This is a genomic window from Deinococcus sp. YIM 134068, from assembly GCF_036543075.1.
Classification (GTDB): domain Bacteria; phylum Deinococcota; class Deinococci; order Deinococcales; family Deinococcaceae; genus Deinococcus; species Deinococcus lichenicola.
In genome coordinates this window covers 154,936-176,419 of the sequence record NZ_JAZHPF010000001.1, presented here as the reverse complement: position 1 = coordinate 176,419, position 21,484 = coordinate 154,936, and the positions used below count along the sequence as shown (strand labels likewise).

Here is a 21,484-nt window from a genome sequence, read left to right as displayed (position 1 = left end):
CGTTTGATCCCGTTACGCGCCCATGCCCTCCGCCGCCTCCCGGCCCGGCACCTCCCGCAGCGCCCAGCGCAGGCCGAGGGCCGTGACCAGTCCCACGGTCATCAGGGAGAGCCACGGGAGCAGCGGCAGCCCCAGGCTCTCCCCGGCGTCTACCAGCGTGCCGCCGACCACGTTGCCGAGCGCGCCTCCCACCCCGAGGCTGATCGCGGAGAAGCCGAAGTAGCTCCCCGTGGCACCGGGCGGGGCGAGCCGCGCCGTGAGGGTCTGCTGGGTGGGATAGACGAGCATGGTGCCCAGGCTGTAGAGCGCCACGCACGCGAGGAGTTGCCCGAAGGTGACGGCGAGGCCCATCAGCCCCAGGCTCAGCCCGACGGTGAGAACCGCCGCGACGAGGGCGACGCGGGTTCGGACACGCCGCTCCACCAACCGGAGAAGCGGATATTGCAACAGGACGGCCAGCCCCGCCGACAGCCCGTAGAGTGGCCCGGTCGCCCCCGGCCCGGCGAGCGCGATGGCCTTGAGGGTTACGGCCACGTTGATCTGCGTGCTCAGCAGGAAGTAGCCGATGAGCACGAGGGTGAAGCGCCGGAAGCGTCGGTCGCGCGCCGCCGTCCACAGCCCGGCGAGGCCGCCTCCCGCCGTGCGCGCGGGCCGGACGTGCGGAAGGGTGAGAGCGAGCAGCGCGGCGGAAAGGACGTACACCGCCGCGCTCGCCAGCGCCGCCGTTCGGAAGCCGATTCCCGCGAGCGCCGCGCCGATCAGCGGCCCCGTCACCATGCCGAGGTTCCCGGCCACGCCGATCAGGCTGAACATCCGCGCCCGGTGTTCGGGGGCCGTGACGGCGGTGATGGCCGCACTCTTGGGCGCGTCGAACAGCCCACCGCCCACCCCCGCCAGCACCGAGGCGGCGAGCAGCTCCGCGAAGGTGTCCGAGAAGGCCATGCCCGCGAAGCCGAGCGTGCGGATGAGGCACCCGGCCAGGATGAGCGGCTTCGGCCCCACCCGGTCGGCCCACGCGCCCCCGAAGACGGTCAGGCCCTGCTGCGTGAGCTGGCGCACCCCCAGCACCAGCCCCACGCTCGCCGCCGCCCACCCCAGCCCGCCGACGAAGTGCACCGTGACAAGGGGGATGATGAGGAAAAAGCCGCCCCACATCAGGAAGGTGACGGCGATGAGGCCCAGGTGCGCGGGCGAGGGGCGAAAGGGCGCGGTGGCGGGACGGGCGGTCACGCGGGGGAGTGTACGCCGGGGAGCGTGGAATCGGGAGTACGGCCCGCCCTCAGGTCCGGGTGGCCCTGCCCCCTGCCCTGCCGCCCTGCCGCCCCACCGCCCCGCATGTCCCCCGCTATGCTCAGCCCATGACTGTCCCCTCCTCGCCCGCCGACGCCTCCCCCTCTCATCAGGCGCTGCCCCTCAACCTGCTGAGCATCCAGTCGTGGGTGAGTTACGGGCACGTGGGAAACGCCGCCGCCGTCTTCCCGTTGCAACGGCTGGGCTTCGAGGTCTGGGCGATCAACACGGTGCAGTTTTCCAACCACACGGGGTACGGGGCGTGGACGGGCAACGTCTTCCCGCCCGAGCATGTGGCGCAGATCATCGACGGCATCGAGGCGCGGGGCGTGCTGCCGACGTGTCACGCGGTCCTGAGCGGCTACATGGGCAGCGAGGGCACGGTGGGCGCGGTGGTGGGCGCGGTGCGGCGGGTGCGCGCGGCCAATCCGTCGGCCCTGTACTGCTGTGACCCCGTGATGGGCGACGTGGGGCGCGGCGTGTTCGTGCGGCCCGAGCTGCCCGACCTCATCCGCACGCAGGCCATTCCCGAGGCGGACGTGGTGACGCCCAACCAGTTCGAGCTGGAGTTGCTGACGGGCGTGCGCGTGACGACGCTGGCGGAGGCGCTGGACGCGGCCCGGACCCTGCGCGGCTCCCTGCGGGCGGGCGGCCCCCGCATCGTCGTCGTGACGAGCCTCGTGCGGGAGGACGCGCCGGGGGACGTGATCGAGACGCTGGCGGTAACGGAAGGCGGCGCGTGGCTGTGCCGCACCCCCCTGCTGCCGCTGGACCCCCCCCGCAACGGCACGGGCGACGCCATCGCCGCGCTGTTCTTCGGGCATTTCCTCCAGACAGGGGACGCGGGAGAGGCCCTCGCCCTGAGCATGAGCGCCCTGTTCGCCGTGCTGGAGCGCACCCACGCGGCGGGCACCCGCGAGATTCAGCTCGTCGCCGCGCAGGAGGAGTTCGTGCGGCCTTCCCGGATGTTCGGGGCGGAACAGGTCGGGTAGGCCGCTTCACATTCGGGCGCGTCAGAATCCCGTGGGACGGGAGGCGGCAGGATCGGGGGCATGACCTCCGGGGCCGCCTTCCAACGTTCGCACCTCATCTTCCTGGCGCTGGAGGGCTTGAGCGCGATCGTCTTCGTCGCGGGGTTTCTGCTGGAGCTGCGGCCCCTGCTGTGGCTGAGCGGCCTGCTCGGTTCGGCGGCGCTGTGGTTCCTGTTGCAGTCCGTGGCGGAGATGGCGCGGATGCGAGGCAGACCTAACACCATGCCGGGGGTCGTGGTCGTGTTCCCCGCCCTCGTCATGTTCGGCCTGAGCTTCTTCGTGATGTAGGAACGTCAGGGGGCCGAGGTTTCCAGCAACACCCGCGCTATAGGCACGTTGCCCGGCAGCAGGCGCAGGCGGGAGAGGTCGGCGGGAGCCACCCACGCGACGGCGCGGTGTTCGGGTGGTCGTGGCAGGTCCGCGAGCAGCCGCAGCCGCAGCGCGACGAGCGTGAACGGCCCCACGGGCGTCTCCAGACTCGTGCGGTAGACCTCCTCGCCCGCCTCCACCTCGGCCCCCAGCCCCTCGCGCCACTCCCGGACGAGGGCCGCCGCCTCCGTCTCGCCGTCCTTCACCCGCCCACCCGGAAACTCCCACTGGCCCGCCGCCCACGCGGGGGAGGACCGGGCGCTCACGAGGACCTGCCGCCCGCCCTCCAGTCCCTCGCGTTCCAGGATGCCCACCACGACCGTTCGCATGGGGGCAGTCTGGCGTATGGGGAGGGGCGGGCCGTCCTTCCTGCGCCCCGCCTTTTTGAACCGGGTACACTCCACCCATGAGCTATGACAGTGTGCGGCTCTCCCGCGAGGGGGAGGTGGCGACCCTGACCCTCGCGCACCCGAAAGGGGCCTTCGGCCCGGCGACATGGCGGGAGGTGCCGCTGGCGCTCGCGGAGGTGGAGGGGGCACGCGTGCTGGTCGTGCGCGGCGAGCGGGCCTTCAGCGTCGGGCTGGACGTGGCGGCGACCGCGCCCCTGATCGCCCCGGCCCTGGGCGACCCGGAGCGGTTCAAGACTGTGGTGGACGAGATGCACGCCGCCATCGAGGGCCTCGCCGCGCTGCCCGTGCCTGTGATCGCCGCCATCGACGGCTGGTGCATCGGCGCGGGGCTGGAACTCGCCGCCGCCTGCGACCTGCGGCTGTGCAGCGCGTCGGCCCGCTTCAGCCTGCCGGAGGTCAAACTGGGTATCACCGCCGACCTGGGGGGCCTTCAGCGGCTGCCCCACCTCATCGGGCGGGGCCGCGCCGCCCACCTCGCGCTGACGGGCGAACCCATCGACGCCGCCACCGCCGAACGCTGGGGTCTCGTGACGGAGGTGCTGCCGGACGCTGACGCCCTGTACGCCCGCGCTCACGCCCTCGCCGCTCACCTTGCCACGCTGCCGCCCAGAGCTTTGGAGGGCACCAAGCGCACCCTGCAAGATGGCCTCTCCCACGCGGAGAGCCTGGCGGCGGCGGTGCAGTGGAACGCGCGGCACATGACGGCGGAGGCCTTGAAGCTCTCAGCGGTCAGCCGTCAGCCGTCAGCATCCGAAAGCCACCGCTAAAGCGTCCGTCTCTTGCTGAAAGCTGACCGCTGAGAGCTGACAGCTTCCTTCGAAGGAGCCACCCATGACCCAGCCCGCCGACCCCGCCACCACCTTCCGCCCCGACCTCCTGACGGGCAAACACGCCCTCATCACCGGGGGCGGCAGCGGCATCAACCTCGGCATCGCGCGGAGCTTCGCCGCGCACGGGTGCGCCGTGACCATCCTGGGCCGCAACCTGGAGAAGGGCGTGAGCGCCGCGCGGGGCATCGAGGCGGAGGGGGGCCGGGCGCTCGGCGTCTCGGCGGACGTGCGCGACTTCGCGGCGCTCCAGGCGGCGGCACAGGCCGGGGTGGAGGCATTCGGTCCGCTCGATATCGTGATCGCGGGGGCGGCGGGGAATTTCCCGGCCCCGGTGGACGGCATCAGCCCCAACGGGTTCAAGACGGTCGTGGACATCGACCTGCTGGGCACCTACAACACGATCAAGGCGTGCGCGCCGCATCTGCGCGTGCCCGGCGGCAACATCCTCTCCATCAGCGCCTACGGGGTGCCCGTGCCCATGCAGGCGCACGTCGTCGCGGCGAAGGCGGGGGTGGACGCCCTGACGCGGACGCTCGCGGTCGAGTGGGGATTGCGCGGCGTGCGGGTGAACGCGATCATTCCCGGTCCCATCGACGGCACCGAGGGGATGGCCCGCCTCGCCCCCGACGAGCGCACCCGGCAGCAGTTCACCCGCACCGTGCCCCTGGGCCGCTTCGGGGTGCCGCAGGACATCGCCAACGCGGCCCTCTTCCTCGTGTCCGACGCGGCGAGCTACGTCACGGGCGTGATTCTTCCCGTGGACGGCGGCCAGAACATGCTGGGAGGGGCACCGCAGTATCAGATGTATCTCCAGATGCAGAAGTCCGGGGGCTGAAGTTCTGGCCTTGCTCGCCCGCTGTCGTATCCTCTCCCGCGTGCGCCGTCTCCTCCCCCTCTGCCTGGCGCTGCTGGCCCCGTGGTCGGGCGCACAGGCTCCCCCCGCCGCCCCGCCCGTCCGTGAGCCGGGGCTGAGCGCGGGGGTGCGGCGGGTCGTGGACGGGTTGCCGCCGGGAGTGCGCGCCGGCGTCCTCGTGCGCGACCTGACGACGGGCCGGGTGCTGGAGTCGCGGAACGCCGATCAGCCCTTCATCCCCGCGAGCAACCGCAAGCTCATCGTGGCGGCGTCGGCGCTGCTCGACCGGGGTGGGGCGGGCGGGTGGTGGAGCACGGAACTCACGGTGCCCGCCCGCGAGGTGGGCCGGGCGCGCGTCTCCCACCTCACCCTGCGCGGAAGCGCCGACCCGACGCTGAGCATCGCGGACGGCCCGAACAGCCTGCGGGCGCTGGCGCGTCAGGTCCACGGGCGGGGCGTGCGGGAGGTCGGCGCAGTTCTGCTGGACGAATCCACACTGGACGCCTCGACCTGGGACGGCCTCCTTCTCGGCGTGCCCATGACCCCCGTTCGCCTGGCCGAGTGGCACAACAACACGCCCACATCGGCGGCGGAGGCGCGGGAGCGGGTGGGGGCTGCCCTCGTCGCCGAGTTGCGCCGCGCCGGGGTGCGGGTGCGGTCGGAGGGGATGGGAACGGCCCGGCCCTTCCTGCCTTACCGACCACCGTCGCGGACGGACGAGCGGGGCCAGGCCCTTCCCCCCGATCCCGTCGTGCCGCTGAACCGACGACCGGAGCAGGGGGTGGCGACGGTTCGCAGCGGGTCGCCCAGGAGTTTCCTGTACGCCATGCTGCGCCCCAGCGACAATCTGCGCTCCGAGGAACTGCTCGCCACGCTGGCGGTGCGGCCCGCTGGGAACGGCGCGCTGGCCGGGGCGCTGGCGCGGGAGCGGGCGGCCCTGCGGCGGCTGGGGGTGGACCTCACCCACATCCGCCTCGCCGACGGCAGCGGCCTGAGCCGGGAGAACCGCGTCACCCCCCGTGCGCTGGTTGGCCTGCTGCGGGCCGTCCACGACCTCCCGTATCCCACCGCCGGGGCGCTGCGGGCCGAGTCGCCCGGCCAGACCTACCGCGCCCGGCGCAACCTGTTCGTCGAGGCGCTGCCGCAGGCGGGGACGGGGGCCTACCTGCCGGGCTATGCCGGTCGGGGCGGCACCCTCGCCGGGCGGCTCGTCGGGTCGGGGCTGGACGTGCGCGCCAAGACGGGCACCCTTCCCGGCGTCTCGGCCCTGAGCGGGTACGTGACGGGCCGGAGCGGGCACACCCTCGCCTTCTCCCTCCTGATGAACGGGCCGGAGAACACCTTCAACCGGGCCTTGCGGGCGGCCCAGGACGAGATCGTGCGGGCGGTGGCCGCCGCGTATTGAGGCCCGTTCCTCCCCGCCGCTCACCCACGGGCGGGGGTCAGACAGGACGGGTGGACAGACGGCGCAGGCCGCTCAGGTCCAGAATGCTGAAGCCGACCTTGGAGAGGAAGGGGAAGATCACGAACAGCGCCGTCTCGGTGGTCTGCCCGATCAGGTCGAAGCCGGACGGGCCGATGGCCCAGATCGTGGGGTAGGCGAACCACAAGGCGGTCAGGAAGCCCGCGACCCGGCGGTACAGGGCCGCGAGGTCCGTCCCGCCCCGTTCCGCCTCCGCGCGCAGGGGACCCCAGATCAGCGCCAGCACGATCATGAAGGCGACGACCCCGTTCAGGTACCACAGCGTGCGGGCGGGTCCCTCCGACAGGTCGGAGACCAGCCCGCTCACGATCATCACCACGTCGCTGAAGATCAGGGCACCCAGCAGGGTCCAGTTCTTCTGGGCGGCGCGGTTCATGGCCGTCAGGGCCAGGGCGACCAGCAGCAGCGGCGTGGTCACCACCCAGTCGAGATAGCGCGGCACGTAGGTCGTCTGGCCGTCCACCTCCAGCAGCCCCTGACCCAGCGCCATCGCCGTATACGCCAGGCCCGACCACACCGGAATGACGATGGCGACGAGGTATTCCACCTGCGGCACCCCGCGCGGGTCACGGCTCCAGCTATAGAAGAGCAGCGCCCCCGCCGCCATCAGCGCCACGTACGGCCACAGCCACAGTTCACTCGTCATGCCCCACCTTGCCGGAGGGTGGCCGTCCCGCATGTGACCCGGGATCAACCCGGACTTCATTCTTGGGAACGGGGGCGGACTTCGCCGGGGGTCTTCCGGGCCTCCCACCCTGCCCCTACATCGCCCCGCCACCGTCCCGAATCAGGATCGGTGTGTGGAAGGCGGCGGGCAGCCACTCGTCCTGCGGGTGCATCGCGTCCGGCGGGCACGAGCGCACGCAGGCCATACAGCCCGTGCAGGCCGAGAGGTTGAGGAGCAGCCGCGCGCCGCCCTCCGGCTTGAGGTCGCGGGTGATCGCCCCCGTGGGGCAGACGTTGGCACACACCGGGCAGTCGATACAGGAGTCGTCCACGAGGGGGGCGGGCCAGAAGACGCCCGCGTTCGGGGCCGGGTCCGGCGTCAGGGCGCGTGCCCGCCAGCGCCATTCCTCCGGGGTGCGCTCCCCCGGCTGGCTCCAGTCCACGAAGGGGAGGGGACGGTCAGGAATCGCCTGCGCGACCTGCTGACGCCCCGCCCGCAGCAGGGTGGCGAAGGCTCCACGGCGCGAGACCGTCACCGCCCGGTCGCGGTCCTCGGGAGTGGCGGGACGGACGGTGGCCTCGGCGGGCCGCCCGGTCGCCCCCCGCAGATGGTTCGCCTCCTCCACCACGCGCTCCAGGCGCTCGGGCACGTCGGAGGCTCCCACCGGGCAGTTCTCGCATTCCCCGTGAATCATGGTGAGCGGGATGCCCCACGCTCCGGCGGCGGCGACCACGGCGGGCGTCACGCGGCCCAGGCAGGGCAGGGTCGGCCCGCCCGCCCCGCTCTGGGAGCAGGTGAGGCCAGCTTCCCCCGTCTGTCCCGCGTCGCGCACGCTCTGGAGGGTGGGGGTCAGGTCGTACTCCAGCGCCCCCGTCGGGCAGACCTGCACGCACAGGCCGCAGCCCGTACACGCCGCCGGGTCGATGCGGATGCTGTCGCCCAGCGGCCCGACCGTGATGGCGTCGTGCGGGCAGGTGGCGTGGCAGGCGTCACACCCGCCGACCGCCTGCCGCTCCAGCAGACAGCGTGGCCCCGTATAACGCGGCATCTGGTTGCCATACTCGCCCAGACGGCTGAGAACGCCCTTCAACACGCGGGGAGTCTAGCGCCGGGGGTGTGGGAGCAAAGGGAGGCGGGAGACGAAGGAAGGGGATTGTTGCGTCCCAAAAGCAAGGCGAGCGCCGCTCGTCACCCCCCTCCCCGACCCTCCCCCACAAGGAGGGAGGGAGAAAAGATGCTTGGGCATCAGCTTTTTAGCTCCTCCCCCTTGAACGCCTGATGTGAATTGGAAAATAAGCGTGCCGGATGTGCTTTTTTCTCCCTCTCCCCTTGCGGGAGAGGGCCGGGGAGAGGGGTGGCGAGCCACGCTCGCCCTTCTCCTGGACAGCGAAAACGCCCCTGCCGCCCAATCTGCAATTCACATCAGGCGTCCCCTGGGAGGAGGCCGCGAGGGGGTGAACGGGCCGAGCCTCCCAGAAGCCGGAGCCGTCAACTCCCGGTGTCCGTTTCCTCCATCCCCGCCACCTCCACCACCGCCCGCGTCAACTCCTCCGGGTGCGTCCAGTGGAGTTGATGCCCCGCGTCGGGCAACAGGCGCAACCTGGCGTGGGGCAGGGCATGGGCGAGGGGGACGGCGTGGCCCTCCGTGGGCGCGAGGCGGTCGTGTGCCCCGGCGACGACGACGGCGGGCACGTCCAATTCCGGGTAGTGCGGGGCGAGGCGGGCGAGTTCCTGCGCGAAGGTGCGGTTCTCCCACGCGAGGGCGTGGACCTGCGCGCGTCGGCGGGAGAAGGCGAGCATCATCGCGTGCCAGTCGGCGGGGATGGGGTGCGGGTGAAAGGCGCGCGTGCCCTCGATCCATGCCACGAGCCGACCGATCGGCAGCAGCAGCACCCGCGTCAGCAGCGTCTCCAGCACGGGCACGAGGGGTACGTAGGCGAGGGGCCGCGTCAGCCCGCGCACGGGAAAGGCGGTGGGCGACACGAGGACGAGCGCCCGCACCCGCCCCGGATACGCGGCGGCGAACGCGAGGGCCACCGCCGCCCCGTAGGAGTGGCCGAGCAGGGTGACGGGTTCATGCACTTCCAGTGCGTCCAGAAGCTGCGCGAGCCGCCGCACGTTCACCTCCACGGTGATGGGCGAGCCGACCCGCGCGGGCGTGTGGCCGTGGCCGGGGCGGTCGGGGGCGATGAGGCGGGCGTGCGCGCCCAATTGCCCCCACAGCGGCGAGACGGGCCAGTCGAGCGCCACCCCATCACTCCCGTGAATGAGGACGGTGGGCGGGGCGTCCGGCTCGCCTCCCTCGATGACGTGGGTGGGACCGTCCGGCAGGTCCAGCGTGAAGCCGTGCGGCGGGTAGCGGCCCACATTGCGGCGGATGCGGGCATGGGTCGCCAGCGCCCCGGCCCCCAGGACGGCGGCCAGCCCCAGCAGGTGCGCGGCGCGGATCAAGGGCGGCGCGTCGGCACGCGCAGGGTGATGTAGAGGACACCGACCAACCCGACGAGGGCGAGCGCCACCTGAACGGGCAGGCTGGAGAGGCGACTCAGGCTGAAGGCCACTGCCACGAGGATGCACGTGCACGCGGCCCACTTCGCCCGCAGGGGCATCCCGCGCCCGGCCCGGTAGTCGCGCACGAGCTGGCCGACCACGGGCCGTGAGAGGAGCCACGCCTCCCACCTCGGATTCCCCCGCGCGAAACAGGCCGCCGCCAGCACGAGCAGCCCCGTCCCCGGTATGCCCGGCAGCACCACGCCGACGACGCCCAGCCCCGTCAGCACGAAGCCGAGCGCGACCCACAGGGGCCGCAATGCGGGGGAGGATGGGGAGGACGGCGGGCGGGCCATGACGCCCCGAAGTATGGCGGCAAAGGGACCGGGAGGAAAGGGAACCGCGAATGAGCAACCAGCCGTCAGACAGCAATGATCTGGCGGAAAGCCGGGACCTGTTGCTGTCGTGCCTCAAGGGACTGAGCAGGATGGGGAACTTCGCCGCCGGGCAGAAATAACGTGCAGCCTGTCCTAGAAGTTCCTTCCGGCGGGCCGAACGACTGTCCCATCCTCGTCGGCGTGGAGGTGGTCGCCGGGGTGGACGGTGACGCCCGCGAGGGTCACGGGCACGTCCCGCTCCCCCAGGCCCCGTTTCGCGCTTCGGCGGGGATGTGGGGCGAGCGCCCGGATGCCGAGGTCCACGGCGGCGAGCGCGGCCACGTCACGTACACAACCGTTCACAATTACGCCCGCCCAGCCGCTGCGTGCCCCGATCCCGGCGAGCATCTCGCCCAGCACGGCGCAGTTCAGGCTGTCGCCGTTGTCCACGACGAGGACGCGGCCCCCACCGGGTTCCTCCAGCGCCGCGCGCACGAGCGGATTGTCGTCCTCGATGCGGAGGGTGACGGCGGGACCGTGGAAGGGGGAGCGACCGCCGTAGTCGCGGAAGACCGGGGCCAGCACGGGCGCGTCCGGGTGCGCGTCGCTGAGGTCCGTCGTGGGTATGAAGTCGGCATCGGGAATTGGCGGGGGAGTCATGGTGTCGCCATCACAGCAGACACCGAATGCCCCACATAGGAACTACGGTAGAGACAATATGAGGACCGAACTAGGCCCAACGCGATCAGTTGGCGTTGAGCGGCTCCGCCCTGTCCAGCGGGTCAGGGGCCGCCGCGTGGGTCGGCGCGTCGTGGATGCGGCCCGTGTGCCCGCTCAGAAAGCCGCCGTCGTAGCCCCGTCGCCACGCCATCAGCTCCGCGAGGATGCTCAGGGCGACCTCCTCCGGGGCCTCGGCCCCCAGCCGCAGGCCGATGGGCGAGCGCAACCGGGCGAGCTGTTCCGGCGTGAAGGTCACGTCCTCCGCCGTGAGGTCGCGCAACAGTTCCTCCGCGCGGGAGCGGGGACCGAGGACGCCCACATATTCGGCCCCCGACCGCAGCGCGTGGGCGAGGCACACCCGGTCGCGGTCGAGGTGGTGGTTCATCACGACGAGGTGGGCACGGTCGCCGGGCGTGAAGGCGGCCAGTTCCTCCGGGGCGAGGGGGTGGAGCGCCGCGCCGGGGAAGCGGCCAGGGGTGAGGTAGGCGGGCCGGGGATCGACGACGTGGACCCGGTAGCCCAACGCGTGTGCCTGCGCGGAAAGCGGCATGGCGTCGTGCCCGGCCCCGTACAGGACGAGTTCGGGCGGAGGCACGTTCACGTCGAGGAAGACGGGGGTGCCGTCCGGGGCCGGGAGGGTGACGGCGCGCGGCTCGCGCAGCCCCAGCCGCTCACGGGCGGCGGCGAGCGCGAAGGCGTGGAGGGCCGCGCCCGGCAGCGTGCCCACCACCTCCCCGTCCGCCGGGACGAACACCCGCCTCTCGCCCGTGAGCGGCACGGCGAGGACGGCGGCGCGGCCCTCCCCCAGCGCGGCCAGCCACGCGGCGGTCACGGGATCGCCGGGGTCCACCCGCTCCACCCGCACGTCCACGCTGCCCCCGCAACCGATGCCCAGGCCCCACGTCGCGTCCTCTGACAGGTCGTAGTGGGTGACGGTCGCCCGGCCCGTCCGCATGACCTCCAGCGCGACCTCCACGACCTCGGCCTCCAGACAGCCGCCGGAGAGCATGCAGACCTGCGCGCCGTCCTCCAGCACGAGCATACGCGTCCCCTCGCGGCGATAGGCGCTCCCGCGCACGCCGACCACGGTGGCGAGGGCGGCCCGCTGGCCCAGGCGCAGGGCGGCGGTCAGCGCATCCAGCAGGGCGCGCGTCTCGGCGGCGTTCATGGGGTCAATCTATCCCCAGAGGGAGGGAGACGACAGCCCAGGTCCCCGCGCCCGACCCGCAGGACCCGCCCCGCCCTTCGACCAGAGGGCGGCCCGGCCTTATAACGCTCCGGGAGGATGAACCGTGACGTGTGAATCAGGTGCCAGCCAATCGAAGACCGGAGAACGGGCGTGACGCCGGACGAGCGCGTGGAGAAGCTGCTGTCCCGGATGACCCTGGAGGAGAAGGTGGGACAGCTCCATCAGGCCGCGAACCTGAGCGAGTCAGATGGAGAAGAGGTGCGCGCGGGCCGGGTCGGAAGCGCCCTCGTTGCCACGAGCGCCACGGCGGGCAACGACCGTCAGGAGCGGGTGCGGGCCGCCACCCTCAACCGGTTGCAACGGGTCGCCGCCCTGGAATCCCGCCTGGGCATTCCCCTGCTGTTCGCCCGCGACGTGATTCACGGCCACCGGACGGTGGCACCCATCCCGCTGGGTCAGGCCGCGAGCTGGTCGCCGGAACACGTCCGGCGCTGCGCGGAGATCGCGGCATGGGAGGCCCGCGCGGACGGCATCACCTGGGTCTTCACCCCCATGCTCGACCTCGCCCGCGACGGGCGCTGGGGCCGGGTCGCGGAGAGCTTCGGCGAGGACCCGTTCCTGGCGGCCCGGCTCGCGGTGGCGGCGGTGCGCGGCCTTCAGGGCGACGACCTCGGGGACGGGAAGCACGTGGCCGCCTGCGCCAAGCACTTCGTCGGGTACGGCGCGGTGGAGGGCGGGCGCGATTACAACACGCTGGAGGTCAGCCCCTCCACCCTCCACAACGCCCACCTGCCCGCCTTCCGCGCGGCGGTGGGGGCGGGCGTGGCGAGCGTCATGAGCGCCTTTTGCGACCTGAACGGCCTGCCCGTCGCCGCCAGCCCCGATCTGCTCCGGGGCATCCTGCGGGAAGGGTTGGGCTTTGACGGCGTACTCGTCACCGACTGGGAGGCCGTGCTGGAACTCACTCGGCACGGCGTCGCCGAAGGTGGAGAGGAGGCCGCCCGGCAGGCGTTCCTCGCGGGAAATGACGTGGACATGGTGAGCGGGCTGTACCGGGATCATCTGCCCGAACTGGTCCGGGCCGGACGGGTGCCCGTGGAGCGGCTGGACGAGGCGGTGCGGCGCGTGCTGACCCTCAAAGCCCGGCTGGGCCTGTTCGAGCGGCCCTACACGGACGAGGGGAAGGCGGCCCGCGTCCACTTCACCCCCGAACACCGCGCCGGGACGCTGGACCTCGCCCGCCGCTCCCCGGTGCTGCTCCAGAACCGGGAGGCCGTCCTGCCGCTCGCTGCTGGGACCCGTGTGGGCGTTTTCGGGGTGGCGGCCACCTGGCGCGAGCAGTTGTTCGGGACGTGGACGCTCGACGGCGAGCCGGGGGACGTGCCCTCGCTGCTGGAGGCCGTGCGGGAGGTCCACCCCGGCCCGGACGAGGTGTGGCACACGAACAACCTCGACGAGGCCCTCGACTGGGCACGCCGCACCGACGTGGTGATCGTGGCCCTCGGGGAGACGCCCACCCGCAGCGGGGAGGATCACAGCGTCGCCAGCCTCGACCTCCCGGCGGGGCAAACCGAGATGCTGGAGGCCCTGCACCACCTCGGGGTCCGGGTCGTCACGGTGGTCTTCTCCGGGCGTCCGCTCGTACTGACGCGGGTGCTGCGCGCCTCGGAGGCGGTGCTGCTCGCCTGGCATCCCGGCGTGTGCGGAGGTAAGGCGGTGGCGGAGATTCTGTATGGCCGGGTGAATCCCAGCGGGAAGTTGCCGGTCAGTCTGCCGCGCCGGACCGGGCAGGTGCCGATCCATTACAACCACAAGCCGACGGGGCGGCCCCTGTCCACCTTCCCACACGCTTACCGGCTGAGCGACGAGCTGGACGCGCCGCTCCTCCCCTTCGGCTTCGGGCTGAGTTACACGCGCTTCGAGTTCTCGAATTTGAGGATCAGCGCCCCCGAGGTCCCTCTGGGCCAGCCCATCCACGTCACCGTCACGGTGAGCAACGTCGGCGGAAGGGCGGGGGAGACGGTCACTCAGCTCTACCTGCGGGACGTGGTGGCGAGCCGCACCCGCCCGGTACGCGAACTCCGTGGCTTCGAGCGGGTCGCGCTGGAGGCTGGGGCCTCGGCGGAGGTGCGCTTCACGCTGACCCCCGAGAACATGGGCTTTTACGACGAGGCGGGAACCTTCCGGCTCGAACCCGGCGAGTTCCGGCTCTGGGTGGGCGAGGACAGCGGGGCAACTTTGGAGGGCCACTTCCACTTGTCCGCCGTCCCGCCGTAAGCGTGAGGTACGCATGGTGTGGCGAGGCCTGTCTTGACAGCTTCAGAATTAGGCGCACAATGTTCTTGTAACCGCTTACAACCCGGCTCGCACGAGCTGACGACCACGCCTTCCCGGTGTGGCCCAACTCTGCCTGTCGTGTAACCGGTTACAGGGGTTCTTCCCAGAGGTTGTCCTCCATGACGCAGACGCCCGCCCGTCCCACCATCGATGACATCGCTGCCGCCGCCGGGGTCAGCAAGGGTACCGTGAGCCGCGTGATCAACGGGCATCACACGGTCGCCGCCTTGACGCGCGAGCGGGTGCAGGAGGTCATGGGGCGGATGGGGTACGCGCCCGACCCCGCCGCACGGCACCTGAGCTGGCGGCGGGGGCAGACGCTGGGGCTGCTGCTCGACCGGGACGACCCGATGCTCCACCCCTATTACGTGCTGTTCCGGCAGGCGCTGGAGAGCCACACCGCCCTGCGGGGCGTGCAACTCGTGGGGCTGCGCGCCGAGGTCTGGAAGTTGCCCCGCCTGCCCTCGGCGGTCCTGGTGATGCACGCGCAGGACGAGGACCCACGGCTGGACTTCCTGCGGCGGGCGGGCGTTCCGTCGGTCCTGATCGGCCACCACCCCGACTTCTTCTGGGTCGCCCCCCACGACGAGGAGGGCGGCGGCATCGCGGCGCGGCACCTGCTGGGGGCCGGGCACCGCGAACTGGTCTACCTGGGCACGGGGAGCAGCCAGGTGGCGCAGGACCGTCAGCGGGGCTTCGTGGGGGTGGCGCGGGCGGCGGGCGGAAACGTCCAGTCCTTCCCCAGCGACTTCACGGTGCTCGGCGGCTACCGGGCGGTGCGGCGGGCCTGGGAGGGCGGGGCACGCTTCACGGGCCTCTTCGCGCAGAGCGACGAGAGTGCCGCCGGGGCGGTCGCCGCCCTGGAGGACCTCGGCGTGCGAGTGCCCGGTGACGTGTCGGTGGTCGGCTTCGACGGCCTGCCGGAGGTGCCGCTCAACATCCGCCTGACCACCGTCGCGCAGGACATTCCCCGCATCGCCGCCACCGCCCTGCATCTCGTTCAGGAGGCCATCTCGGGGCTGCCGCCCCGTGGCGAATTCATCCCCGTTCACCTCATCCCCGGCGCGACCGTGGCCCCACGGGCCGGCGCGCCCCTCACCGGAGGAGAAGTATGAAAAAGACCCTGCTCGTCAGCCTCGCCGTCCTCGCGTCCAGCGCCGCCGCCCAGACCACCATCAAGATCAACGGGTACGCGGGGCAGGACAACACCATCTACCCGGAGATGATCAACCGCTTCGTGCGGCCCCAGGTGCCCGGCGTCACCGTGTCGTACCAGGCGCTTCAGGGCGACTACAACCAGGGCCTGACCACGCTGCTGGCCTCCGGCTCGGCGGGCGACCTGTTCTACCTGCCCGCCGAGACGCTCGACACCTACATCGCCACGGGCAAGGTCCTGCCGCTCACCGGCCAGGTGAGCACCGCCCCCTTCCTGCGGAACCTCAACACCACCTTTACCCGGAACGGCAAGGTCTACGCCATCGCCAAGGATTTCAACACCCTGTCGGTGATCTACAACAAGGACCTGTTCGACGAGGCGAAGGTGCCGTACCCCAACAACAACGACACCTGGAGCAGCCTCGCCACCAAGCTGACCAACCTGAAGCGGGCGCTGGGGAGCGACTACTACGGCATCTGCCTCGCGCCCGACTATGCGCGCATGGGGGCCTTCGCGGTGGGCGCGGGCTGGAAACCGTTCGGCACGAACGGCAAGACCAACCTGCTCGACCCGGCGTTCCAGGCGGCCTTTAACTGGTTCACCGGCCTGACGAAGGACAAGGTGGGCATCCAACCCTCCGAACTCTCGCAGGATTGGTCGGGCGGCTGCCTGGGCACCGGCAAGGTCGCCGTCGCCATCGAGGGCAACTGGATCACGGGCTTCCTCAAGGACAACGCCCCCAACCTGAAGTACGGCACCGCCCTGATGCCCAAGGCCAACACGACGGGCAAGCGTGGCAACTTCATCTACACCGTGGGCTGGGCGGTCAACGCCGCCTCCAAGAACCGCGCCGCCGCCCTCAAGGTCCTGAACGTCCTGACCGGCCCGCAGGTGCAGCAGTACGTGCTTCAGGAGGGCATCGCCATCCCCAGCCGCACCGCCCTGTCGAACAACGCGTTTTTCAAGAAGGCGGACCCGGCGGCCCAGAACGCCGCCGCCGTCTTCGCGGGCGCGTCGGACGGTAACGTGGTCCCCTACACCTTCGGTCCCAAGGGGCCGGACTGGGCCAAGCCCATCAACACGGCGCTCGCCGCCGCGCTGAGCGGGCAGCAGACGCCCGCCGCCGCCCTGCGCCGCGCGCAGCAGGACATGACGGCCCTCCAGAGCCGCTGAAGCCCTGAAGTCACGGGGCCGGGAGAGGGTTCAGCGTTCTCCCGGCCCCGCCCCCCATTTCGGCGGGAGGTTGCCCCATGTTCAGGAGAGGTCAGACCGCCACGGCGCTCTTGTTCCTTGCCCCGTTCCTGATCACCATTCTGGTGTTCTTCTTCTACGCCTTCGCGCGGGCCATCTACTACTCGTTCACCGACTACAACCTGTTCAACACGCCCCAGCTCATCGGCCTCAAGCCCTATCTGGACGTGCTGGGCGATTCGCTGTTCCGCCGCGCCCTGGCGAACACGCTGGTGTTCTCCATCGTGGTGACGACGCTGCAAACGGTCGGCGCACTCCTCATGTCTGTGGCGCTGAACAACAAGATCAGGGGCCAGTCGTTCTTCCGCTCGGCGTGGTACATGCCCAGCATCACCTCGTCGGTGGTGATGACCCTGATCTTCCTGTGGCTCTTCCAGCGGCGCGGGGTGGTGAACTACCTGATCACCCAGTGGCTGACGTACCAGCCGGTCATCCTGACCTTCCTGGGAGTGATGATCGCCGCGCAGATCGTGCAGGTGCTGTACGAGCGGTCGCGCAGGTTGCCCGCGAAATGGTTCGACCCGGCGCTGGCCGCCATGAGTGCTCTGATCGCGCTCGCCGTCACGCTGGGCCTGAACTTCCTGGGCCTCGTCGGGGCGCGCGAGGTCACGCCCTACGACTTCCAGTATTTCTCGGACTCGTGGATCAGCCTGGGAGGCGTGCGGCTGCTGAGCATGCCGCTGCTGGTGGTCGTCATCATGAACACCTTCACGACCATTCCGGGGCTGATGCTGTTCTTCCTCGCGGGCCTCCAGAACATCCCCGGCTCGCTGTATGAGGCCGCCGACATCGACGGCGCGACCCCCTACCAGAAGCTGATGAACGTGACGGTCCCGATGCTGCGCCCCGTGACCTTTTACGTGGTGACGGTCAGCCTGATCGGCACGATGCAGATGTTCGATCAGGTGGCGGTGATCGGCAGCGCCGCGCCGCAGGAGACGTTGATCACGCTGGCGTACTACGTGTACACCAACACCTTCAAGTCGGGGGCCGCGCCCGTGAACATGGCGGCGGCGGCGGCGATCATCCTGGCCCTCATCATCCTGCTGATGGTCTTCATCCAGCGGCGGTTCTTCGTGTCCCCGGAGGCGCAATGACTTCCTCGGCGGTTCCGTCTCCCCCCGCGCGCTCCTCGGCGGCGCAGGATCAGGACCGCTGGCTGGCCCGGCGACGGTGGGCGCGGGTGGGCTGGCTGTACCTGTTCATGCTGGTGATGAGCCTGTTCTTCATCGGCCCCTTCCTGCTCGGCACGATCAGCAGTGTCAAGGACAACCCCAACGAGTACCCGCCCCGCCTGATCATCCCCCAGCTCACGCCCCGGTACATCGGCACGGCATACGACCTCGGCGTGCAGGGCGGCGCGGACGGCTGGAACGGGGGGCTGCTGCCTGGCCGCTCCGTGACCTTCGACGTGTCGGTCCGCTCCCCGCAGGATGCGCCGCAGGCCCCGCCGACCGCCTCTCTCTTCCCGTACCAGCCGCAGAGCCTCGTCGCGCTCGCCCGGCAGGCCCAGGCCCGCGACTACGCCACGGTGAGGACCGAGCAGACCGGGGGGGCGGGCGACGTGCGCGAGTACCGCACGACCGTCACCTACCCGCCCCTGACCCGGCGGCAGGGCGAGGTGGTCCGCGCCACGGTCGGTCCGGCAGGCCCCGACCTGACCGCCATCCTGCCGGGCGGCGAGCGGGTGCGGGTCACGCTCGACACCCCGGAGGCGCAGCAGCGGCAGTTCGACCTCAGCGAGACGCAGGCCGTGGAACTCGTCCGGGCGGGCGGCACCTACTACCTGCGGGGGCCGATCATCCAGCGCACGCCCCTGCAGGTGGACGTGCAGCGCGGGCAGAGCATTGTGGAGAGCACCCTGCCGCCCAGCGACCGGCAGAACTTCGACCGCTCCTTCGCCTACCGCAACGTCACGCCCGGCATCTTCGGCTACACCTTCAACAACTACCGCCGCGCCTTCAACGAGACGACCAACCCCCAGACCGGCCAGAGCCTCTTCCTGCGCTGGGTGGGCAACTCCTTCCTGTACGCCTTCCTGCGGGTGGTGGCGGCCATCGTCTTCTGCTCGCTCGCCGGGTACGCGCTCGCCCGCCTGGACTTCCCCGGCAAGACCCTGATCTTCCTCGTGGCGGTGCTGTTCGTGCAGATGGTTCCCGGACAGGTCAACCTCGTCAGCAATTACGTGCTGCTGCGGGACCTGGGGCTGCTCAACCTCTGGGGGCTGTGGCTTCAGGGGTTGGTCGCGGCGGGCGGCGTCTTCCTGATGAAGCAGTTTTTCGAGGGGATGCCGCGCGAGCTGGAGGAGTCGGCGGCCATCGACGGTGCCGGACCCTTCACGACCTTCTGGCGGGTGATGCTGCCACAGGCCGTCCCGGCGCTGATCTCGCTGGCGATCACCCAGTTCGGCGGCGCGTGGAACGACTTCTTCTGGCCCGTGGTGCTGCTGCGCGAGAACACCGACTTTACCCTGACGGTGGGCCTGTCCAGCTTCCGGCAGGCGTACGGCGGGCAGGGCGACTACGGCCTCATCCTCGCGGGGGCGGTGCTGAGCGCCATCCCCATGATCATCGTCTTCGCCGTCTTCCAGCGCTACTTCGTGGACACGGGGTCGGATAGCGCGGTGAAGGGATGAGGAGGATTTGCGCTCTGTGTCTGTATTCGGCTTTGTGCTGGTTCACTTGAGGGTGTAGGAGAGTTGAGCCGTCAGGTCGCCCCCTCACCCAGCCGCCCCCACGAGGGGGAGGAGCTAGGAACGCTCAAGCGTAAGCAGCTTTTCTCCCTCCCTCCTTGTGGGGGAGGGCCGGGGAGGGGGGTGAAACGGGCCTGGCAACCCCAACAACCCGCCCATCAATGCCCCTTCTCTTCCCTAACGCCCAATCCCTAACCCCTCCCCAGAAAGAACCCCATGCTGACCACCCGCACCGTCCTCAAGGAAAACGACCTCTACCTCGTCGGTGACACCCATTACGCGGTGGCGGGCGAGGAGAGCGGCCTGTACCGCCGCGACACCCGCTACCTCTCCCGCTACGAGTGGCGCTTGGGCGGCGAGCGCCCACAACCGCTCGTACAGCACGAACGCTGGCCTTTCTGGCTGCACGCACAATCAGCGAATGCGAACGTGGGTTACACCATGCAAGTGGGCCTTGCGCGCGACCTGACCGTCACGGCGACCGAGCTGCGCGACACGCTGCGGGTCACGCTGTACGAGCCGGGCGCGCACCGCCTGACGCTGCACCTCGGGGCCGACTTCCTCGACATGTTCGAGGTGCGGGGCTGGCCGGGCGACCTCGGCCCCCGCACGGTGGAGGTACGTGAGGTGCCCGGCGGCGTGGAGTTCGGCTACACGGCGGGCGACGGCCTGCGCTGCCGCGCGCTCGTGCAGGCCACCCCCGCCCCGACGTGGGACGGCGAGACGCTGAGTTGGGAGATCACGGACGACACCGAGCTGCGGGTCAGCGTCTTCCCCCTTCAGGGCGACGAGGAGCCGACCCCCGGCGACCCGGAGACGTTGGCGCGCGAGTATGAGGCGTTGCACGCACCCATCTCCCTCCCCGACCCACGCGACGCCCACATCCTCGAACGCTCCGTGCAGGACCTGCGGAGCCTGAGTTTCCAGACCGAGGCCGGACCCTTCCCAGCGGCGGGGCTGCCGTGGTTCGTGGCCCCCTTTGGCCGCGACAGCCTGATCATCTCGCTGCTTGTGCAAGAACACCGCCCCGAACTCGGCGTCACGGTGGCGCGATATTTAGCCGCTCGGCAGGGCAGGCGACACGATCCTGTCACGTTGGAGCAGCCCGGCAAGATTCTCCACGAGGAGCGGGTGGGCGAACTCACCCGGCTGGGCCGCACCCCCCACCGCCCGTACTACGCGACCGCCGACGCCACACCCCTCTTCGTGTGGCTGGTGGGCGAGCTGAGTCGCCAGCGGCCCGACCTCGCCCGTGAGCTGCGCCCGAACTGGGAGGCGGCCCTGGAGTGGCTGACGACATTGGGCGATCCCGACGGCGACGGCCTGATCGAGTACACCCCCGACCCCGGCGGCATCACGAACGCGGTGTGGAAGGACAGCGGCGACTCCACCTTCACCGAGGACGGGGAGGATGTGAGCGGTCACGTCGCGGTGATCGAGGTGCAGGGCTACGCCTACGCGGCCTACCTCGCGGCGGCCCGTATGTACCGACAGTTGGGCGAGTCGGAACGTGCGGCGCAGTGGGAAGAGCGTGCCCGAACCCTCCGCGACACGTTCCAAAGAACCTTCTGGTGGCCGGAACGCGGTTACTACGTCCACGGCCTGAACGGCGATAAGAAGCCCCTGCGCGTCCTCGTCAGTAACCCGGCGCATACCCTCTGGACGGGCATTATTCCGCCCGAGTACGCCGGGCAGGTCGCCCGCACGGCGCTCGGGGACGAGCTATGGAGCGGCTGGGGCATCCGCACCCTCGGTCTGAACGAGCTTCGCTACAACCCGGTCTCGTACCACAACGGCAGCGTGTGGCCCCACGACACGGCGGCGGCAGCCCTCGGCATGGCACGTTACGGGCTGCGCGACGAGGCCCGGCAGGTCGCCCGCACCCTTTTCGATGTGGCCCGCTGGGCACCCGACGCCCGCCTGAGTGAACTCCTCGCGGGCTTCCCGCGTGAGGACGGTCCGCCCGTGCCCTACCCCGCCGCCTGCCACCCGCAGGGCTGGGACGCGGCAATTCCGCTGGCGCTGGCGCATCTGCTCGCGGAGGGTGAGGAAGCGATCAGCCGTCAACCCTCAGCCGTCAGCGGGGCGCTGGGACGTTGAGTTTAGAAGTGTAGATACGGCGGTCACAGACAGAACCTGCTTTCTGGGGAATGACTCCTCCGGGCAGGTTCTCTCGTTTGAGGCGCGTTCAAGGAGTCGTCCAGTTCTTCAGTTCACCCAGTTTTTGCTCCTTCCCCTTGAGGGGGGAGGCTGGGAGGGGGTGAGCGGGCAGGGCGTCCCCGGAGAAGAGAGCAACGACTCCCGGCGATTCTCCAAACACACAAGCATCCCCCGGCATA

The 21,484-nt window shown here is 70.8% G+C and carries 19 protein-coding genes; 11 read left to right on the top strand and 8 right to left on the bottom strand.

Annotated features, from left to right (window positions below; genetic code table 11):
• Positions 1 to 12: 12 nt before the first annotated feature.
• Positions 13 to 1,230, bottom strand: a complete 1,218-nt coding sequence (locus tag V3W47_RS00930; protein ID WP_331823269.1) for an MFS transporter — start codon at positions 1,228 to 1,230, stop codon at positions 13 to 15.
• 128 nt (positions 1,231 to 1,358) lie between these two features.
• Between V3W47_RS00930 and pdxY the strand changes: the two genes are divergently transcribed.
• Together pdxY and V3W47_RS00920 are read left to right on the top strand one after the other, a co-directional pair.
• Complete coding sequence (gene pdxY / locus V3W47_RS00925; protein ID WP_331823268.1) at positions 1,359 to 2,282, top strand: pyridoxal kinase PdxY; 924 nt, start codon at positions 1,359 to 1,361, stop codon at positions 2,280 to 2,282.
• A 60-nt stretch (positions 2,283 to 2,342) separates the two neighbouring features.
• Positions 2,343 to 2,609 carry a hypothetical protein gene (locus V3W47_RS00920; RefSeq protein ID WP_331823267.1) on the top strand — a complete coding sequence of 89 codons (267 nt, stop codon included), beginning with the start codon at positions 2,343 to 2,345 and terminating at the stop codon, positions 2,607 to 2,609.
• Between the two features lie 5 nt (positions 2,610 to 2,614).
• On the opposite strand, the gene V3W47_RS00915 is transcribed toward V3W47_RS00920, so the two are convergent.
• Positions 2,615 to 3,019 carry an NUDIX domain-containing protein gene (locus V3W47_RS00915; protein WP_331823266.1) on the bottom strand — a complete coding sequence of 135 codons (405 nt, stop codon included), beginning with the start codon at positions 3,017 to 3,019 and terminating at the stop codon, positions 2,615 to 2,617.
• Between the two features lie 77 nt (positions 3,020 to 3,096).
• Here V3W47_RS00915 and V3W47_RS00910 point away from each other — a divergent pair, with 77 nt between their 5' ends.
• The 3 genes from V3W47_RS00910 (at position 3,097) to V3W47_RS00900 (ending at position 6,188) form a co-directional block, all read left to right on the top strand.
• The gene (locus V3W47_RS00910; protein WP_331823265.1) at positions 3,097 to 3,867 is read left to right on the top strand and encodes an enoyl-CoA hydratase-related protein; all 771 of its coding nucleotides are present in this window, start codon (positions 3,097 to 3,099) and stop codon (positions 3,865 to 3,867) included.
• Positions 3,868 to 3,931: 64 nt separating this feature from the next.
• Positions 3,932 to 4,765 carry an SDR family oxidoreductase gene (locus V3W47_RS00905; RefSeq protein ID WP_331823264.1) on the top strand — a complete coding sequence of 278 codons (834 nt, stop codon included), beginning with the start codon at positions 3,932 to 3,934 and terminating at the stop codon, positions 4,763 to 4,765.
• A gap of 40 nt (positions 4,766 to 4,805) precedes the next feature.
• Positions 4,806 to 6,188 carry a D-alanyl-D-alanine carboxypeptidase/D-alanyl-D-alanine-endopeptidase gene (locus tag V3W47_RS00900; protein WP_331823263.1) on the top strand — a complete coding sequence of 461 codons (1,383 nt, stop codon included), beginning with the start codon at positions 4,806 to 4,808 and terminating at the stop codon, positions 6,186 to 6,188.
• A 37-nt stretch (positions 6,189 to 6,225) separates the two neighbouring features.
• Here the strand turns inward: V3W47_RS00900 and V3W47_RS00895 are convergent, their stop codons facing one another.
• From V3W47_RS00895 to V3W47_RS00870, 6 genes are all read right to left on the bottom strand, one after another.
• The gene (locus V3W47_RS00895) at positions 6,226 to 6,912 is read right to left on the bottom strand and encodes a bacteriorhodopsin (protein ID WP_331823262.1); all 687 of its coding nucleotides are present in this window, start codon (positions 6,910 to 6,912) and stop codon (positions 6,226 to 6,228) included.
• 115 nt (positions 6,913 to 7,027) lie between these two features.
• Entirely contained in the window at positions 7,028 to 8,026 is a 999-nt protein-coding gene (locus V3W47_RS00890; protein WP_331823261.1) for a 4Fe-4S binding protein, read from the bottom strand.
• A gap of 395 nt (positions 8,027 to 8,421) precedes the next feature.
• Entirely contained in the window at positions 8,422 to 9,384 is a 963-nt protein-coding gene (locus tag V3W47_RS00885) for an alpha/beta fold hydrolase (protein WP_331823260.1), read from the bottom strand.
• Positions 9,381 to 9,779 carry a YbaN family protein gene (locus tag V3W47_RS00880; RefSeq protein WP_331823259.1) on the bottom strand — a complete coding sequence of 133 codons (399 nt, stop codon included), beginning with the start codon at positions 9,777 to 9,779 and terminating at the stop codon, positions 9,381 to 9,383. The genes V3W47_RS00885 and V3W47_RS00880 overlap by 4 nt, the downstream gene beginning before the upstream one ends.
• Positions 9,780 to 9,953: 174 nt before the next feature.
• A complete protein-coding gene (rraA, locus tag V3W47_RS00875; RefSeq protein ID WP_331823258.1) occupies positions 9,954 to 10,460 on the bottom strand; it encodes a ribonuclease E activity regulator RraA in 507 nt (168 codons plus the stop codon).
• 85 nt (positions 10,461 to 10,545) lie between these two features.
• Positions 10,546 to 11,688, bottom strand: coding sequence for an XdhC family protein (locus V3W47_RS00870; protein ID WP_331823257.1), 1,143 nt, complete (start codon positions 11,686 to 11,688; stop codon positions 10,546 to 10,548).
• Between the two features lie 171 nt (positions 11,689 to 11,859).
• Between V3W47_RS00870 and V3W47_RS00865 the strand changes: the two genes are divergently transcribed.
• The 6 genes from V3W47_RS00865 to V3W47_RS00840 all read left to right on the top strand — a co-directional run bounded on the left by V3W47_RS00865 (position 11,860) and on the right by V3W47_RS00840 (position 21,245).
• Positions 11,860 to 13,986, top strand: a complete 2,127-nt coding sequence (locus V3W47_RS00865; protein WP_331823256.1) for a glycoside hydrolase family 3 N-terminal domain-containing protein — start codon at positions 11,860 to 11,862, stop codon at positions 13,984 to 13,986.
• Between the two features lie 179 nt (positions 13,987 to 14,165).
• Positions 14,166 to 15,161 carry a LacI family DNA-binding transcriptional regulator gene (locus V3W47_RS00860; RefSeq protein ID WP_331823255.1) on the top strand — a complete coding sequence of 332 codons (996 nt, stop codon included), beginning with the start codon at positions 14,166 to 14,168 and terminating at the stop codon, positions 15,159 to 15,161.
• Positions 15,158 to 16,375, top strand: coding sequence for an extracellular solute-binding protein (locus V3W47_RS00855; protein ID WP_331823254.1), 1,218 nt, complete (start codon positions 15,158 to 15,160; stop codon positions 16,373 to 16,375). The genes V3W47_RS00860 and V3W47_RS00855 overlap by 4 nt, the downstream gene beginning before the upstream one ends.
• A 77-nt stretch (positions 16,376 to 16,452) precedes the next feature.
• Positions 16,453 to 17,550, top strand: coding sequence for a carbohydrate ABC transporter permease (locus tag V3W47_RS00850; RefSeq protein ID WP_331823253.1), 1,098 nt, complete (start codon positions 16,453 to 16,455; stop codon positions 17,548 to 17,550).
• Positions 17,547 to 19,088, top strand: a complete 1,542-nt coding sequence (locus V3W47_RS00845; protein WP_331823252.1) for a carbohydrate ABC transporter permease — start codon at positions 17,547 to 17,549, stop codon at positions 19,086 to 19,088. The genes V3W47_RS00850 and V3W47_RS00845 overlap by 4 nt, the downstream gene beginning before the upstream one ends.
• 273 nt (positions 19,089 to 19,361) lie before the next feature.
• Positions 19,362 to 21,245, top strand: coding sequence for an amylo-alpha-1,6-glucosidase (locus tag V3W47_RS00840; protein ID WP_331823251.1), 1,884 nt, complete (start codon positions 19,362 to 19,364; stop codon positions 21,243 to 21,245).
• Positions 21,246 to 21,484: the final 239 nt, after the last annotated feature.